Origin of the sequence: Halopenitus persicus, from assembly GCF_900107205.1 — an archaeon.
In the GTDB taxonomy this organism is placed as follows: Archaea; Halobacteriota; Halobacteria; order Halobacteriales; family Haloferacaceae; genus Halopenitus; species Halopenitus persicus.
On sequence record NZ_FNPC01000006.1, the window covers coordinates 160945 to 177034 of the forward strand.

17 protein-coding genes are annotated in these 16090 nt (G+C 69.6%); 11 read left to right on the forward strand and 6 right to left on the reverse strand.

Annotation, left to right across the window (positions count from 1 at the left end):
• Nucleotides 1-171 precede the first annotated feature (171 nt).
• Both BLV25_RS11370 and BLV25_RS11375 read left to right on the forward strand, forming a co-directional pair.
• Nucleotides 172-1506 carry a molybdopterin molybdotransferase MoeA gene (locus BLV25_RS11370; protein WP_092733315.1) on the forward strand — a complete coding sequence of 445 codons (1335 nt, stop codon included), beginning with the start codon at nucleotides 172-174 and terminating at the stop codon, nucleotides 1504-1506.
• Nucleotides 1503-3572, forward strand: coding sequence for a molybdopterin biosynthesis protein (locus BLV25_RS11375; protein ID WP_092733318.1), 2070 nt, complete (start codon nucleotides 1503-1505; stop codon nucleotides 3570-3572). The genes BLV25_RS11370 and BLV25_RS11375 overlap by 4 nt, the downstream gene beginning before the upstream one ends.
• A 16-nt stretch (nucleotides 3573-3588) precedes the next feature.
• Here the strand turns inward: BLV25_RS11375 and BLV25_RS11380 are convergent, their stop codons facing one another.
• The 3 genes from BLV25_RS11380 to BLV25_RS11390 form a co-directional block, all read right to left on the reverse strand.
• Entirely contained in the window at nucleotides 3589-3981 is a 393-nt protein-coding gene (locus BLV25_RS11380) for a universal stress protein (protein WP_021074617.1), read from the reverse strand.
• Between the two features lie 90 nt (nucleotides 3982-4071).
• On the reverse strand, nucleotides 4072-4440 hold the full coding sequence (locus BLV25_RS11385) for a hypothetical protein (RefSeq protein WP_092733320.1): 369 nt from the start codon (nucleotides 4438-4440) through the stop codon (nucleotides 4072-4074).
• Nucleotides 4441-4559: 119 nt separating this feature from the next.
• Nucleotides 4560-5399 (reverse strand): QcrA and Rieske domain-containing protein, encoded by an 840-nt coding sequence (locus tag BLV25_RS11390; protein ID WP_021074615.1) that lies wholly within the window; start codon nucleotides 5397-5399, stop codon nucleotides 4560-4562.
• 209 nt (nucleotides 5400-5608) lie between these two features.
• On the opposite strand from BLV25_RS11390, the gene engB reads away from it, so the two are divergent.
• Nucleotides 5609-6232: a GTP-binding protein EngB gene (engB, locus tag BLV25_RS11395; RefSeq protein WP_092733323.1), complete on the forward strand. Its 624-nt coding sequence runs from the start codon at nucleotides 5609-5611 to the stop codon at nucleotides 6230-6232.
• Nucleotides 6233-6293: 61 nt separating this feature from the next.
• On the opposite strand, the gene BLV25_RS11400 is transcribed toward engB, so the two are convergent.
• A complete protein-coding gene (locus tag BLV25_RS11400) occupies nucleotides 6294-7070 on the reverse strand; it encodes a formate/nitrite transporter family protein (protein ID WP_021074613.1) in 777 nt (258 codons plus the stop codon).
• A gap of 142 nt (nucleotides 7071-7212) precedes the next feature.
• Nucleotides 7213-8526 (reverse strand): RNA-guided endonuclease InsQ/TnpB family protein, encoded by a 1314-nt coding sequence (locus tag BLV25_RS11405; RefSeq protein WP_176819482.1) that lies wholly within the window; start codon nucleotides 8524-8526, stop codon nucleotides 7213-7215.
• Between the two features lie 38 nt (nucleotides 8527-8564).
• Between BLV25_RS11405 and BLV25_RS17475 the strand changes: the two genes are divergently transcribed.
• The 7 genes from BLV25_RS17475 to BLV25_RS11445 all read left to right on the forward strand — a co-directional run bounded on the left by BLV25_RS17475 (nucleotide 8565) and on the right by BLV25_RS11445 (nucleotide 13851).
• Nucleotides 8565-8708 (forward strand): hypothetical protein, encoded by a 144-nt coding sequence (locus tag BLV25_RS17475; RefSeq protein ID WP_176819483.1) that lies wholly within the window; start codon nucleotides 8565-8567, stop codon nucleotides 8706-8708.
• Nucleotides 8709-8863: 155 nt separating this feature from the next.
• Complete coding sequence (locus tag BLV25_RS11420; protein ID WP_092733333.1) at nucleotides 8864-9961, forward strand: prepilin peptidase; 1098 nt, start codon at nucleotides 8864-8866, stop codon at nucleotides 9959-9961.
• An 89-nt stretch (nucleotides 9962-10050) separates the two neighbouring features.
• Nucleotides 10051-10737, forward strand: coding sequence for a helix-turn-helix domain-containing protein (locus BLV25_RS11425; protein WP_092733336.1), 687 nt, complete (start codon nucleotides 10051-10053; stop codon nucleotides 10735-10737).
• A gap of 58 nt (nucleotides 10738-10795) precedes the next feature.
• The gene (locus BLV25_RS11430; protein WP_092733460.1) at nucleotides 10796-11593 is read left to right on the forward strand and encodes an alpha/beta fold hydrolase; all 798 of its coding nucleotides are present in this window, start codon (nucleotides 10796-10798) and stop codon (nucleotides 11591-11593) included.
• 39 nt (nucleotides 11594-11632) lie between these two features.
• Nucleotides 11633-12148 carry a cupin domain-containing protein gene (locus BLV25_RS11435; protein WP_021074608.1) on the forward strand — a complete coding sequence of 172 codons (516 nt, stop codon included), beginning with the start codon at nucleotides 11633-11635 and terminating at the stop codon, nucleotides 12146-12148.
• 71 nt (nucleotides 12149-12219) lie between these two features.
• Nucleotides 12220-12618 (forward strand): phosphoribosyl-AMP cyclohydrolase, encoded by a 399-nt coding sequence (gene hisI / locus BLV25_RS11440; protein WP_021074607.1) that lies wholly within the window; start codon nucleotides 12220-12222, stop codon nucleotides 12616-12618.
• Between the two features lie 87 nt (nucleotides 12619-12705).
• Nucleotides 12706-13851, forward strand: a complete 1146-nt coding sequence (locus BLV25_RS11445) for a DUF7118 family protein (RefSeq protein ID WP_092733339.1) — start codon at nucleotides 12706-12708, stop codon at nucleotides 13849-13851.
• Between the two features lie 54 nt (nucleotides 13852-13905).
• Here BLV25_RS11445 and glmM read toward each other — a convergent pair whose 3' ends face one another.
• Nucleotides 13906-15264, reverse strand: a complete 1359-nt coding sequence (gene glmM / locus BLV25_RS11450; RefSeq protein WP_092733342.1) for a phosphoglucosamine mutase — start codon at nucleotides 15262-15264, stop codon at nucleotides 13906-13908.
• A 160-nt stretch (nucleotides 15265-15424) separates the two neighbouring features.
• On the opposite strand from glmM, the gene BLV25_RS11455 reads away from it, so the two are divergent.
• On the forward strand, nucleotides 15425-16024 hold the full coding sequence (locus BLV25_RS11455) for a hypothetical protein (RefSeq protein ID WP_143114430.1): 600 nt from the start codon (nucleotides 15425-15427) through the stop codon (nucleotides 16022-16024).
• Nucleotides 16025-16090 lie beyond the last annotated feature (66 nt).

The following is a 16090-nucleotide window of genomic DNA, read 5'->3' on the forward strand; positions in this document are numbered from 1 at the left end:
CAACGGGACGGAAGCAGGAACGCGGTCGGACCGACGAGACGCCGACGCAGGAACGCGGCCTGGCCGACGAGACGCCGACGCAGGAACGCGGCCTGGCCGACGAGACGCCGACGTGGGACGCGCCCCGGCCGACGGAGACGGCCTTTTGCCCCCCGAGCGGAAAGGGGGCGTATGAACACGAATCGACACGAGGCCGGGTTCAAGGACCGAACCCGCGTCGCGGCCGCGCGATCGACGCTGCTCGAGGCCGTGCGGCCCCACGAGCGGAGCGAGCGAGTTCCGGTTGCGGACGCCGACGGGCGTGTCGTCGCGGAACCGATCACGGCGCCGAACCCGGTGCCGGGCTACGACCGGGCGGCGATGGACGGCTACGCGGTCCGCGCCCGCGACACCTTCGGAGCGAGCGACCGATCGCCGGCGGTGCTTCGGGAAACGACCGGGTCGGTCGGCCCCGAGGAGGCAGCCCGCGTCCACACCGGGAGCGACCTCCCGGCGGGCGCCGACGCCGTCGTGATGATCGAGCAGGTCGAGACGGTGGAGGCGACCGACGAGATCGAAACCTTCGACGCGGTCGCCGAGGGGGAAAACGTCGGCGCGGCCGGCGAGGACGTCGCCGAAGGGGCACACCTCTACGATCCCGGCCACCGTCTCCGTCCGTCCGATCTCGGCCTTCTGAAGTCGGTCGGGCTCGAGACGGTCCCGGTCGCCGAGCCGCCGCGGGTCGCTGTGATCCCGACCGGCGAGGAGCTCGTGCAGGCGGATCCGGATCCCGGGGAGGTGATCGAGACGAACGGCCTCACGGTCTCCCGGCTCGTCGACCGGTGGGGCGGCGACGCACGGTACCACGACGTCGTCACCGACGACGAGTCCCTGCTTCGGGCGGCGATCGAGGACGCGATCGATGCCGGCGCCGACCTCGTCGTCACGACCGGCGGCTCGTCGGTCGGCGAGCGCGACCTCCTGCCGGAGGTGATCGACGACCTCGGGGAGGTGCTCGTCCACGGGGTCGCGCTCAAACCCGGGCATCCGGTCTGTCTGGGCGCCGTCGATGGGACGCCCGTGGTCTCGCTGCCGGGGTACCCGGTGGCCTGCATCGTCAACGCGGTGCAGTTCCTCCGGCCGGCGGTCAAACGGTCGCTCGGCGCCACGGTCGACCCCCACCCGACGCGGCGGGCCCGGCTCGCACGCAAGATCGCAAGCGAGCCCGGAACGCGGACGTTCGCTCGGGTCCGGATCGAGGAGCCGGCCGGCGAGGGGACGAGCGCCGGGACGAACGGCGGGGATGCGACCCCGGAAGACGGTAGGGATGCGACCCCGGAAGACGGTAGGGACGTGACTCCGGCGGATCCCGACGCACTCCCCGAGGCGACGCCGACGCGCGCGAGCGGGTCGGGCGTGCTCTCGAGCGTCGCGCTCGCGGACGGCTGGGTCGTCGTTCCCGAGGAGCGCGAGGGGATCGACGCGGGAACGGTCGTCGAGGTCGAGTGCTGGGAGGGCGCCGAATGACCGACCGCAAGGAGTTCCGCGATCTCGCAGCGCCGGCAGCCGCCCACGGGGCGATCGACTCGCTCGATCTCGATCCGGGGGTCGAGGAGATCGCGCTAGCCGACGCGCGCGGGCGAGTGCTCGCCGAACGGATCGACGCGGACCTCGACGTCCCGGGGTTCGACCGGGCCTCGATGGACGGCTACGCGGTCCGCGCCCGCGACACCTTCGGGGCCGACGAGGCGGACCCTGCCGAACTCGACCTCGTCGGAGCGGTCCACGCCGGGGAGGAACCGGCCGTGACCGTCGAGCCCGGGACGTGCGCCGAGATCTCGACCGGCGCGGTGATGCCCGACGGCGCGGACGCGGTCGTGATGGTCGAACGGACCGACGTGATCGACGACGACGGAGAACCGCCCGCCGGCGATTCCGACGATTCCGGCGATTCCGACGGAGACCGGATCGCGATCCGGACGTCGGTCGCGCCGGGGGATCACGTGATGGTCGCGGGCGCGGACGTCGCCGCGGGCGCCAGGGCGCTCGGTCCGGGCACGCGGCTCACGCCCCGCGAGATCGGGCTCCTGTCGGCGCTCGGGATCGAGACGGTGCCGGTACGGGGACGCCCCCGCGTCGGGATCGTCTCGACCGGCGACGAACTGGTCCGCCCCGGCGAGCCGCTCGACAGCGACCGGGGGCAGATCTACGACGTGAACTCGACGACCATCGCGGCGGGCGTCGAGGAGGCGGGCGGCGAGCCGGTGTTGTACCCGCACGCCGGCGACGACTACGAGGAGATGGAGCGGCTGCTCACCAGGGCGGCCGACGAGTGCGACCTGGTCGTGTCCTCCGGCTCGACCTCCGCGAGCGCGGTCGACGTCATCTACCGCGTGATCGAGGACCGGGGGGAGCTGCTGTTACACGGCGTCGCGGTCAAACCGGGCAAGCCGATGCTCATCGGGCGGCTCGACCAGTCCGCCGACGACGACCAGTCCGCGGGCGATGAGCGGGGAGAGTCGGCCTACATCGGTCTCCCCGGGTATCCGGTGTCCGCACTCACCATCTTCCGGACGTTCGTCGCGCCCGCGATCCGGGAGGCGGCGGGCCAGCCCGAACCGCGGACCGCGACGATCGAGGGGGAGATGGCCGTTCGCGAGCGCTACGGCGAGGGCCGGCTCCGTCTGATGCCGGTGGGGGTACTCGAGCGGGACGAGGGCGCGAGCGACGGATCCGACGGGAAAGCAGGTGAGAGAGGAACGGAGCGTCCCCTCGTATACCCCGTCGACAAGGGGTCCGGGGCGACGACGAGCCTCGTCGAGGCCGACGGCGTGGTGGCCGTGGATCCGGACACCGAGTACCTCGAGGCGGGCGAGCCGGTCACGGTGCAGCTGTTCTCGCCGGACGTCCGACCCCCGACGCTGCTCGGCGTCGGCGAGGACGACCCGGCGCTCAACCGGCTGCTCGACCGGCTCGATCGGCCGCGATACCTCCCGGTCGGGACGCGGGAGGGCCTGCGACGCCTGCGCGGCGGGCTGCCGGACGTCGCCGTCGCGGCCGGCCCGACCGACCGCGCGGGCGATGCCGTCGATCTGGGCGGCTGGACGCGCGAGTGGGGGCTGATCGTCCCGGACGGCAACCCGAAGGGCGTCGATGGGCTGGCGGACCTCGTCGATCCGGAGCGCGACCTGCGGTTCGTCAACCGCGGCACCGACTCCGGGCTGCGTGCGAGCCTCGATGCCGCGCTGGATGAGGTTGCCGCCGATCGCGGGACGGACCGACGGGAGCTGGAAGCCGCGATCGACGGCTTCGACCTGACTGTTCGTGCCTTCGAGAGCCCGGCACGGCGGGTGCTGTCCGGGGATGCGGACGTCGGCCTCGGCCTCCGCGCGACCGCGGAGCGGCTCGGAACGGGGTTCCGGCCGGTCGGGACACAGGACGTTCGGGTCCTTGCGAATCCGGACCGGGTCGGGTCGGACGCCATCGACGAGCTCGAGGCGGTGCTCACGGCGGCGATCGGGGGGCCCGATGGGGACCGAACCCGCCCGACGATCCTCGACGATCTCGCGGGATACGCGCCCCGCGAGGAGTGAGGCGCGGGGTACCCGGCTACTCCCGCGGCACGGCCACGACCGGACGGTCGGAATCGAGCAGGATCCGCTGGGCGACGCTGCCGAACAGCGCCTTGCCGACCGGCGATCGGTTGCCGACCGCGAGGACGATCTCGTCGGCGTCGAACTCCGCGGCCGCCGCGAGCACGTCCTCGCCCGGCTCGTTTCCGCGCACGAACTGGTGGGTCTCGACGGTGGCGTCCGCGAGCCTGGCGGTCACGACGTTGAGCGCCTCCTCGCCGTCCCGGACGTCGTCGGCGCTCGTCTCGTCCCCGCCGCGCAGCGAGTTGACGGCGTGGACGGTGTCCGCCGCGGTGACGCGGCCGGCGAGGTAATCACAGCTCGCCGCGCTGGCGTGAACCGAGTCGGTCGGGACCAGGAACGTGGTCATGGCTCCGATCGGTTGCCGAGGGGGCTTAACCGTTTCCGCGGACGCCCCGGTTCGCGGCCGCGAGTTGGCGTCACGCCCCCGGCAGTCGGGTCACTTCCCCGGCAGATCGTCGGCTGCGGTGGGAACCTCCTCGACCTGGCCGGCGAGCGTCGCCGCGTCGCCCGCGACGGTCGAGGGCTCCACGCCGGCCTCGTTCGAGACGAGCCGGAGGTGCGCCGCAAGCAGCGCGAGCGGCTGGAGCGCCTCCTGCTCGCGGTCGTCGGCCCGCTGGGAGAAGGTGGTCTCCACCTCGCCGTCGTTGACGACGCCGACGAACAGCGCGTCCGCGTCGGTCGAGAGGAGCTCGCGGGCGCGGTCGACCTCCCTGGCGAACGCGTCCGAATCGGCGTCGGGACCGTCGTTGTCGTCGGAAGCACGGTGGGAGGTGTCCGGGTCGGCCTCGGCGTCGGAGTCAGTCATACCGATCGGTCGCGGCCGAGGATGCAAAAGGGCGCGGTTCGGTCGGAACGGCCGGCGAAACGATCGGGGATTTCGCGGCCGGTGTGGCAGGTGCGGCCGGCAATCGAACGGCGGTCCGATCAGTCGTCCGGTCGCGGACGGGCGATGAACAGCGTCTGAACGATGCTGAACGGGTCGTACACCGACTGGTGACACTGGCAGTAGACGCCGTTCTCGGCGTCGTAGCGGGCCGACTCCTCGTTCTTCTTGTAACCGGGAACACAGCAGAAGTGGGTGCAGACGTTGAGCCAGGCGAGGAATCCGTTCTCGGTCGAGGCGGCGAGCCACTCGTCGTCCTGTGCCGCCTCCTCGATCAGCGGCGACCGAATGACCGTCACGGTGAGGGTGTCCTCGGAGTCCTGCGACCGCCAATTCGTGCTCGCGGGCTTGCCCATCCCGTCCCGGCCGATGCCGTTGCCCCACTCCTCGTAGTCGTCGAAGGAGTCGACGTGGATCCGCTCGCCGGTCTCGTACTCCTCGCTTTGCCAGTCGTAGCCGCCGGGCGCGGACCGGAGGAGGTTGTCGGACTCGAACTCGGGCTGGATGTTCTCGTAGCCCTCCATGCCGCAGTACTGGAACCACTCGCCGGAGTAGGTCACGTCGCCCGCCATCTCCTCCTGGGCGACGGTGATCTCGACGCCGTTCTGCGTGACCGTCGTGACCTCGGGCCACTTCCCGCGAATGTAGCCGTCGTCGGTGATCTCGATCGGGACCTGCGGCATGCCGCGAGGCGCCGGCCCGCCGGTGAGCTCGATCGCCATCGCGGTCGTCTGTCCACCGCCCGTCCCGGTGGCACTCGTCAGGGAGTTGACGGTGGCTGATCCCGCCGCGCCGACGCCCGCGAGGACGCCCCCGCCGACGACGCCCTTCACGAACCGCCGCCGACCGGATTCTGGTGGGTACTTGTCGTCCGCGCTCATACTCGAAACCTCGCTCGCGCAGGTGAAAAGCGTGACGAACCGCCCGTCCCGCGGGCCATACCGGATCGATCGCCGGCGTGCCGGTCGTCCCGTGGTGTCGAGACGCCGGTGTGCCGGCCGTCATATCGTTCTCGATGGACGAGGACGCCGACGTGGGGTGTTGCCCCCGTACACGCTCCCCTTAAAAGGATGCGGGCAGTACGGACGGTATGTTCGAGGACCGGCCGAACCGCGACGCGGAAGTCGTTCTCGTCGGGCGGTCGAACGTCGGGAAGTCGACGGTGATGCGGGAGCTGACCGGCCACGACGTCTCGACCGGCGGAAAGCCGGGCGTGACGCGCCGGCCGAACCACTACGACTGGACGGCGCAGGACTTCATGTTCACCGACCTCCCCGGGTTCGGCTTCATGTCCGGCGTCGAGGATGACCGTCGAGAGCAGATTCAGACCGACATCGTCCGGTATCTCGAGGAGTACGCGGACCGGATCCTCGCCGGGGTGCTCGTGCTGGACGGGAACAGCGCGGTGGAGATCATCGACCGCCACGAGGAGCGCGGCGAGGTGCCACACGACGTCGAGATGTTCGGATTTCTCCGGGAGATCGGGATCGAACCGGTCGTCGCCGTCAACAAGATGGACAAGGTCGACGACGAGGACGAGCGATTGAACGCGATCTGCGACCGTCTCGGGCTCTACCCGCCGTGGCAGCAGTGGCAGGGGGAGACGATCGCGCCGATCTGCGCCAAGCGCGGCTCGATGGAACCGCTGTACGAGTGTCTGCGAACCCACTTTCACGAGGCGAAGCGCGACGACCTGCTCGGCTTCGTGAGCTGAGGCGGCGACGCGAGCACGCCGCCCCCAGGACTCCCTTAAAAATATCCTCGAGCGGATCGGGTCAGTTGCCGCCCCGAACGACGTGTCCGTACTTCAGCAGGGCGACGAACACCCCGCCGCCGACGAGGTTGCCGACGGTCGCCAACGAGAGGAACGCGAGGTAATCGACCAGGGAGATCGACGGGGAGATGAACAGCCCGAAGAGGACCTCGACGTTGCCCGCGATCGAGTGCGGGAGATGCAGGAGTCCGATGGTCGCGGTCACGATCCAGATGATGAGGATCCGGCTCGTCGTCTCCTGGGCCGCCGTGATCAGCCAGGCGAGCAGTCCCATCAGCCATCCCGCGAAGACCCCGGCGACGAACAGCCAGCCGAGGTCGTGCGTGACGAGTTTGAGCGCGATCGCCTCGAATGCGGCCGGAGTGACCACGCCGAGCCCGGGCATCAGCAGGACGGCGAGCAGGGTGAACAGGAAGCCCCCGACGAGGTTCCCGACGTACACGAGCACCCAGAGGCGGAGCAATCCGCGCAGCGACGCCTGTCCGTCCAGAACCGGGACCACCGCCAGCGTGGTGTGTTCGGTGAACAGCTCGGAGCGACCCAGGATGACGAAGACGAAGCCGACCGAATACGCGCTGGCGAGCAGCAGCTCGGTGGCGAGATCCCCGAAGCCGCCCGTCGAGAGCGTGAGGATGGTCGCCATCAGCAACGGACCGAAGCCGATGTCCAGCCCCGCCGAGACGCCCGAAAGCAACAGCCCCGACCGCTCCCGGTTGATCTCGTGCAGGCCGCTCTCGATCAGGGACTCGAGGACGTCCCGCGTCGGCTTCTGCTCCATCACGGCCGTGTTGGTTGAGTCGCTGTCGGACACGAGAGCGTGCTCCCGTGTCGTGTTTCGGACTCTCGATATGCAAACGTTTCCCTCGCGTTGACATCCTCCCACCCCTGAAGGGGTGGGATTCCTCCGGTGGGGATGTTGGCTATGCCGTACCCACGGAGGCAAGTTTCCCGTCGCCGGTACTCCGGTTTGTGCGCTCCTCGTTGGGACGTGCCCTCTCGGGAGAGTGTGGTAGCTCCGACCAGTTGTGGTCGTCCCACTTGAGGCGCACGGGCCGTGCCATCGACCCGACTTCGGATTCGCCAGCCTGTTGTTCGAGGAACACCCGCGAGGCACCGAGGTCGGCGTGACCTTCGTAGCCACACGGACAGCGGAACACGTCGCCGTCCCGCTCTGTATCGTCGCGCTCACCGCACACCGGACACTCCGCCGTCGTGTACGCTTCTGACTCGACTCCGACCCTGATGCCGTACTCCTCGGCGGTCGTGGCAAGCCGGTCGATGAACGAGCGATACGCCCAGAACTGGTGCGTTTTCTCGTTCACCTCTGCCGACCAATGTGCCGACAGCACATCGGTGAGGTCGCCCACGTACACGGTTTCCACGCCTTCATCGTACAGTCGTTCCACCAGGTCGCGGACGAGCGCGTCCTGTGCGTGGTCGCGGCGTCGTGTCCGTTTTCGATAGAGGCGTCGAATACGGCGACTGCTGTACTGACCCTCACAGAGTTTGAACTGCAAGCGGGCTATCTCCTCGGTGGTTTCGCGGAAGCGGGCGAACAGATCGCGCCCCCCGTAGAGATACTGCTGGCCGGTCGTGGTCGTACAGGCGACGAGGTTGTTCGCGCCCACGTCCAAGGCAGCCGATTCCTCGGCTACTGGTGAATCCCGTCGAGAATCAGGCACGGTGACGGGTTGAAAGGCCCTAAACGTGTCGTCCATCTCGTCGTAGTACAGTTCCAACCGCCCTTGTTCGCCCTCCCATTTCGGGTCGCCAGCGACTTCGAGGCGTAGGCGATCGTGGTAGCCAAATCCGTACTCGTCTTTGAGGTCTTGGCCGACGGGGATTTCGAGCCGGCTCCGTTCGCCAGTTTCGAGGGTGTACTGGTCGTTGCGGATGTACGTCCGCAACTCCCGCCCCTTATCCTCGTTGCCCCAGTAGCCGGGCGGGGCGGTGTCCTCGCCGTCTTCGCGGGCGGCGAAGAACGACCGCCACGCTTCGCTGTTCTTGCGGATAACCTGTTGAGCGGTGGCGGAGCCGAGGATGCCGACGTACTGTTTGCGGTAGTCGGCGGTATCCCACACACTCTCGCCGTCGAAGAAGTTCTGGCGACGTTCGTAGGTGAGTTCGTTCCAGAGGCTGGCGGAGGCGTCCAACAACTCCTGGAGCAGTTGCTCGTCCTGCTTGGAGAGCGCGCGCACCGCGAACGTGTTGGTTCGCCTCACGACAACAGACATTTGTGGTCCTACGTCTAAATGTCTTTTGGACACAGACGATGCGACCGAACATCGACATCTCACACACCCTGAACGGGCGCGTGAAAGACTACGCCGAACAGCAGAACGTGAGCCTCGAAGAAGCCTATCGAGAGATTATCGAAGCGGGGTTGGAAGTGGTGGACCATCCAGACGAGTCGTAGCGCGTGGACTGGTGGGCTATGCTGTCGCTTACACCCACCCCTTCAGGGGTGGGCTTCCGCTCGCTACGTGTCACCTGGAAAGCGACCGTTGCGCCGCCTCCAGAGACGTCGAGATCAATCCCAACCACTATGCCGGTCGGCGCCACCGATGAGGTATGTACGCGACGGCACCCGATCTGCTCCGCCTGGCGATCGTGCCGGTCTTCGCGTGGGCCGCGCTTCGTGACGTCCGCACCCGGCGACTCCCGAACCGGATCTGGCCCCCGGTGTACCTCTTCGGCGCGGTGCTGTTGGCGACCGACCTCCTGCTCCGGTGGCCGATAGACGGCGTCGCAGACCGGCTGTTTCTTGTCCGGGTCGCGATCAGCCTCCTGTTCATCGCGCCGCTGGGCGTGGCGTTCTGGTACGTCGGCGGGTTCGGGGGCGCCGACGCCAAGGCGCTCGTGGCGCTGGCGATCGTCTATCCGACCTTCCCGACGTACGTCCTCCCGGTCGCGGGGATCCCCGCGCTTCCCGTCGTCGAGCCGGCACTGGGCGTCTTCTCGTTGACGATCCTCACGAACACCGTCCTCGTCGGTGCCAGCTACCCGGTCGGGCTCGGCGTCTACAACGCCCTTCGCGGCCGGCGGTCCCCCGTGATGTTTCTCGCACGTCCGGTCGCCGTTCACCGGCTGCTCGGCGTCCACGGCCGGCTCTTCGAGACGCGCGACGGCTACACCCGGAACGGGCTCGACCTCGACGCGCTCCGGATGTACCTCCGGTGGCGCGGAACGTCGCTGGCCGCGGTGCGGGAGGACTCCGACCGTCATCGCGACCCCGGGAGCGTGGCCGAGACGTTCGATCCGACCGACGGCGCCACGCACGTCGGCCCGGCGACCGACGGGGACAAACCGACCGGCGAGAGCAAATCGACCGGCAGCGGTGATTCGACTGACGACGAACGGGGCGGCGACGACCCCGCCGAGACGGCCGCCGAACGCGAGGGGGCCGAACCCGTGGAGAACTCGGAGGAGGACACCGTCGATGACCCTTGGGCCGCCGAGCGGTTCCTCGCGGAGATCGAGGGCTCGGCCTACGGCACCGATCCCGAAACGCTCCGCGAGGGCCTCGAGACCGTCACCGACCCCGACCGCGAGCGCGTGTGGGTCTCGCCGGGAATGCCGTTCGTCGTCCCGATGTTCCTCGGGATCGTCGTCTCGATCACCTACGGGGACGTGCTCTTCGCCGTCCTTCGGGGCCTCGGGCTGGCGTAGGCCGGCGTCCCTCCTCGCTCAAGGGACGGACCGGCTCGGCGGGTGCGCGACCGACGTTTCCATTACACGCCGGGGAAACATACGTGGATATGGGACTCGTGGCCGAGTTCGACATCCACTGCGAGGCGCTGCCGCTCACCGCGGTTGCGGACGCGGCCGACGGAGCGACGGTGACGCTGGAGCTCCAGTACAACCACGGCGACCGGCCCCCGTTTCTCGTCACGGTGCAGGAGGGGGATCGAGCGGCGGTCGAGAACGCGCTCGGGAGCGCCGCGGACGTCGGGGAGTGGACCCACATCGGGGACGCCGGCGACACGCGTCGGTACCAAGTGCTTCCGGCGTTCAGCTTCGAGGAGCAGCTCGGCGACGCGCTCGACGACCTGCGCGGGCTCGAAGCGCTCGCGACGACCGACGCGATCATCGACCGCATCGAGGTGCTTCCGGGCGGGTGGCGGCAGACGGGATGGTTCGCCGACCGGGAGACGTTCGGCCGGTTCGCGTCGTTCTGGCGGCGAAACGCCGGGTTCCGGTTACACCGTCTCACCCGTCAAAGCGATCCCGAGCCGCCGGGCGAGGGGCTCACCGACCGGCAGGACGAGGCGCTCCGAACGGCCTACGAACGGGGCTACTTCGAGATCCCGCGCGGCGCGTCCCTCGAGGAGATCGCCGCCGAACTCGGGATCTCGACCTCGTCGGCATCCGAGCGACTCCGGCGGGCGCAGACGGAACTCATCGAGGAGACCGTCGCGACGACGTGGCCGCCGCTCCCCACTTAAAGGGCCGGACGATCGAGGGACACCCATTCGCGGGTCGGTCGGCTACGGGATGACGCCGATGCAGACAGTGACCACCGACGACGGAGGTCGTATCGAGTTCGAACGACACGGATCCGGACCGCCCCTGATCCTCCTCCACGGCGGGATGGCGCCCCCGGAGTATTGGACCCCGGTGATCCCGCACTTCGAGGAGTACGCGTCCATCGTCCCGCAGCGACCGGGATTCGGGACGTGCCTCGACGACCCGGCGGACACGACGGCCGCGGACGTGCTCGACCGGGAGGTTCGGTACGTCCGGAACCTCATCGACGCCGTCGAGGGAGACCCGGTCGTCTTCGGCCACTCCTACGGCGCGCTCACCGCCATCGAGGCGGCGACGGGTGCCGACGTCGCGGCCGTCGTCGCGTACGAACCGGCGGTCCTGCCCGAGGACTACCGCGAGACGGCCGCGCTCGCCGACCGAATGGCGGCCCTGATCGAGGACGGGCGGCGCCACGAGGCGGTGAAGCGATACGTCGAGCGGGTCCTCCACCCCGACGGGATCGACGACCTCGACGCCTGGCTGGCCGACTGGCCGGTGTGGCCCGACTGCGTGGCCCTCGCCGAGGAGGTCGTCAGGATGAACCGCGCCGTCGAACGGTACCGGCTCCCGGACCGGCTCGCCGTCGACGCTCCCGTGCTCGTGTCGTCCGGAACCAACGGTCCCGACTTCCTCCGACAAAGCGCCCGATCGGTCCACGACGTGCTCCCCCACAGCCGGTTCGTCGAGTTCGACGGGGTCGGTCACGGCGGTCCGGGCAACGCCCCCGAAGTGATCGCGGCCGAGGTCGAGACGTTCCTCCGGAACCACTCCTGACGCCACAACGACTACGTCGGCCGCCGTCGACGTCGCCGTATGGAACCGGTCAACGAGGCGGACCTGGAGTGGAGCAACCTGGACCGCGAGGACGCGACGTTTCGCAGGAAACAGCTCGGCGAGGCGGCCGGCGGCGAGAAACTCGGCTGTAGCCTCTACGAACTTCCGGCCGGGGAGCGGTCGTGGCCCTACCACTACCACACCGCCAACGAGGAGGCGATATACGTGCTCGCGGGAGCCGGAACGCTGCGGCTCGGCGAGGAGACGTATTCGATCACGGCGGGCGATTACGTCGCCCTCCCGGCCGACGCGTCCGGCGGCCATCGCGTGATCAACGACGGCGACGACACCCTCCGATATCTGGTCGCGTCGACGATGCGCGAGCCGGACGTGACGGTGTATCCGGACCGTGACCGGATCGGCGTGTTCGTGGGATCCCCGCCGGGCGGGCGCGACGGACGATCGCTGCACGGCTACTACCCGATCGACGACGACGTCGACTACTGGGAGGACGAGGCGGACGCGAAGGACGAGGCGGACGCGAACTCGGAATGACGAGCGGACGCCACGACGGAACGCGAACGAGCCCCAAAAGGCCTATTCGACCGCTCCGTCTCGGTTGGGACATGAACGAGGCCGCAGACCGAGCGGGCGGGAGCCCTGACGGGACGATCGACGTCGCGTTCGGCGAGGACGGGCTCGTCCCCGCGATCGCTCAGGACGTCGACTCCGGCGAGGTGTTGATGCTCGCGTACGTCTCCCGCGAGGCGCTCGACCGGACGCTCGAGACCGGCGAGGCGCACTACTACTCGCGGTCACGCGAGGAGCTGTGGCACAAGGGCGGGACGTCCGGCCACACCCAGGACGTCGCGGAGGTCCGCGTCGACTGTGACGCCGACACGCTCCTGTATCTCGTCGACCAGACGGGCGGCGCCTGCCACACCGGCCACCGGTCGTGTTTCCACCGGACGATCGAGGGCGAGCACGTCGGCGAGCGCGTCTTCGACCCCGACGAGGTGTACTGACGATGGCGGTCGCGGCGAGCCACGTGACGACCCACGCAACGAGCCACCTGACGACCCACGCGACGGGACCCCGGGAGGGCGAGTGAGATGCGGGACGCGGTCGCGGACGTCGAACCGGTCGCGGCGGCCGCGACGGCGGCCGCGGAGCTGCGCGAGCGATACGACGAGCGCACGGCGATCGAGGACCGGATCGCCGAGATCGGTCGCGACCGCGTCGAGACCGCCGCGGACGCGTATCGGCAGGCGATCCGGGTGCTCGACCGGTACGAGGAGGACGCGACCGGCACCGGCGATTTCGGCTCCTACGTTCGCTTCGAGGGCGAGTTCGAGGCCGCCACCGACGTCGCCGACGACGTCCCCGCCAGCGATGCGTTCGCGGCGGCGAACGAGGCGGTCGACAAGCGACGCCTCTCGGAGTCGGATTTCGACGCCGCCCGGGAGGCGCTCGAGCCGGCGGGCGAGTACGTCACCCTGCTCGAACGGCGCGACGAGGCGGTCGACGACTTCCGGCGAGCGAGACACGACGCCCGCGAGGCTCGCGACCGGCTGGCCGACCACCTGGCGGACCGCGAGGCGGTCGCCGAGCGCGACCACGTCGACCTCGACGCGCCGGTCGAACGCGTCCGCGATCCGATCGAGGACTACAACGAGGCGGTTCGGGAGGCGTTCGCGTCGTTCCTGAAGACCGAAAGCACGCGCGAGGTCTTCGACCTGCTCGAGACCGCCGAGCGCTACCCGCTCGTCGAGATCGACCAGCCGCCGCGGGACCTCCGGGAGTACGCCGCCGACCACGCCGCCGGCGAGGAACCGCTGCCGACGCTGCTGGAGTACGCCGACTACTCGCAGTCAAAGCTCGATCACTACGTCGACGACCCCGGCGCGCTCCGGACCGCGGTGGCGGTCCACCGGACCTGGATCGACCGCCTCGACGGCGAGCCGTTCACGCTCGCGTGGCCCCCGAAACCGGCGGAGGAGCTGCGCTACCGGATCAAGGAACTGACCCCGCTCGTTTCGCGGTTCGCGGACGAGGAAACGGTCGCCCTGCTGCGGACGGTCCGCGACCGGACCCGTGAGGACGACTATGAGACGATACGCGAGACCGCCGTCACACGGGCGGAGCTCGACGAGACGGACCGGAAACTGCTCGCATCCGGCGAGATCCACGACCGGGTGGCGGCCGCCCGCGACGTGCTCGAGCTGATCGAGACGGTGCTCGAGGAAACCGAGGAGTAGGCGCGGACGCTACTCACGCGGGTCACAACCATCGACCGCCGACACGGCCCGCGATCACCGCGCGTCCTCGAGCGCCGCGAGGACCCCGTCCGCGAGCTCCTCGGCGCGGTCGGCCGACCGGGCCTCGGCGTAGACGCGGACCTTGGGCTCGGTCCCCGAGGGACGAACGAGCACCCAGGCGTCGCCGTAATCGAGCCGATAGCCGTCGGTGGTGTTCGGCTCGGCGTCGGCCTCGCGGACGTACGCCTCGGCGGCGCCCAGCAGGCGGTCGAGCTCGGCGTCGGAGTCGTACGGGACGTTGTGGCGGACGTTGACGTACTCGGCGTAGGGCGAGACGACCTCGCTTGCGGTCCGGCCGTCCGCGAGCAGCTCGAGGAACCGTGCGGCGATGTAGGCGCCGTCCCGCGAGAGCCGATGCTCGGGGAAGAAGACGCCGCCGTTGCCCTCGCCGGCGATCGGGACGCGCGTGCCGGCCGCCTCCAGCTCGCGGACGCGGGTGATGATGTTCGTCGCGCCGATCGGCGTGAGCTCGAGCTCGGCGCCGACGTCGTCGCACACGTCGACGAGTCGCTGGGAGACGTTGACCGCCGAGACCGCGGCGTCTCCTGCAGAGAGGGCCTCGGCCGCCAGCGCCGCCAGCGAGGCGTCCCCCTCGATGTACTCGCCGGTCTCGTCGACGAAGACGGCTCGGTCCGCGTCGCCGTCGTGGGCGATCCCGAGGTCCGCATCGCTCGCCCGAACGAGCCGCTGCAGATCCCCGAGGTGTTCCGGAACCGGTTCGGGAAGTCGCCCGGGGAAGTGACCGTCCGGCTGGGCGTTCACGGTGCGGACCGAACAGCCGAGCCGCCGGTAGATCTCCGGATTGGTCAGCGAGCCGGCCCCGTGACCCGGATCGACCGCGACGGTGAGGTCGGCGTCCGCGATGGCCGACCGGTTGACCGCATCGACGACCGATTCGACGTAGGCGTCGTTCGTGCCGTCGACCCTGGTCGTCCCGCCGGCGCCCCGCCAGTCGGTTTCGGCGAACTCCTCGCCGAGGACGTGGTTCTCGACGCGTTCGAGGGCGTCGACCTGGAGCTCGACGCCGTCGTCGCCGACCAGCTTGATGCCGTTGAACTCCGGCGGGTTATGGGAAGCGGTCACGAGGACGCAGGGAATCCCCTGAACCGCGCAGTACCGACCGACCGCCGGCGTCGGGGTCACTCCCAGCCGGTCGACGTCGCAGCCGACCGCAGCAAGCCCGGCCGCGGCGGCGTTACAGAGCAGCTCGCCGGTCGTCCGCGTGTCCCGCGCGACGGCCACCCGGTCGACGTCCCACACGGTGCCCGCCGCCTTCGACACCCGCAGGGCGAACTCCGGCGACAGGTCGGCGATCGCGACCCCGCGCGTCCCGCTGGAGCCGAACAGCTTCATACCGGGGACACGGGCGGGGAGCGGAAAGCGATTCCGAACGGTGCGTCTCGACGACCCCGAACGGAACGCTCCGATCGGTCCACCCGAACCGACGACCGACGCCGCCAAAAGCGTCGGACGATGTCGGGACGTTCATACGATCACGACGGGTAGACCGTGTATGGAGCTGTCACGACGGGCGTTGCTCTCGAGCGTCGGGACGGCCGGAACGGTCGCGGTCGCCGGCTGTCTCGATTTCGCTGCCGGAGAGGGGCCACAGGGTCCGTCCGGGGAGATCGACGAGCTTCGGTGTTCGGATGACTCGTTCCGGCGGCTCGACCAACGGTTTCCCGAGGAGGGAGCCACCTACGTCACGGCGTACACGCCGGACGAGGTCCGGTTCGAGCTCGCGCTCCAGGGCGCCGAAAAGACCTACGGCAGCGACCTCCGCGTCGTGCTCCGGTGTCTCGACCAGGACGTCGACGTCGAGATCGCGAGCGACGAGCACATCGCGATTCAACGACGGACGGCGGCCGGCTGGCAGGACGTCCGCGGGACGACCGACGGCAGCGAGGCGACATACCCCGATGACACGAAGACCGTCGGCTCCGGCGGGGGATACACGTGGTCGCTCACGCTTCGGGAAGAACCGGTCGCCGACACGCTCTCGACCGTCGACCTTGAGGTCTGCCCGGCGCTCGGAGTCGGGACGCACCGGTTCGTCTACTGGGGCCTTCCCGGGGACGTCGCGATCGGCAGGCAGTTCGAGATCATCGGCTAACCGCCGGACGTGCTGGGGAGATGACGTCTCATACCTCGGCGGCCGCCGAGGGTGACATCTTATGCC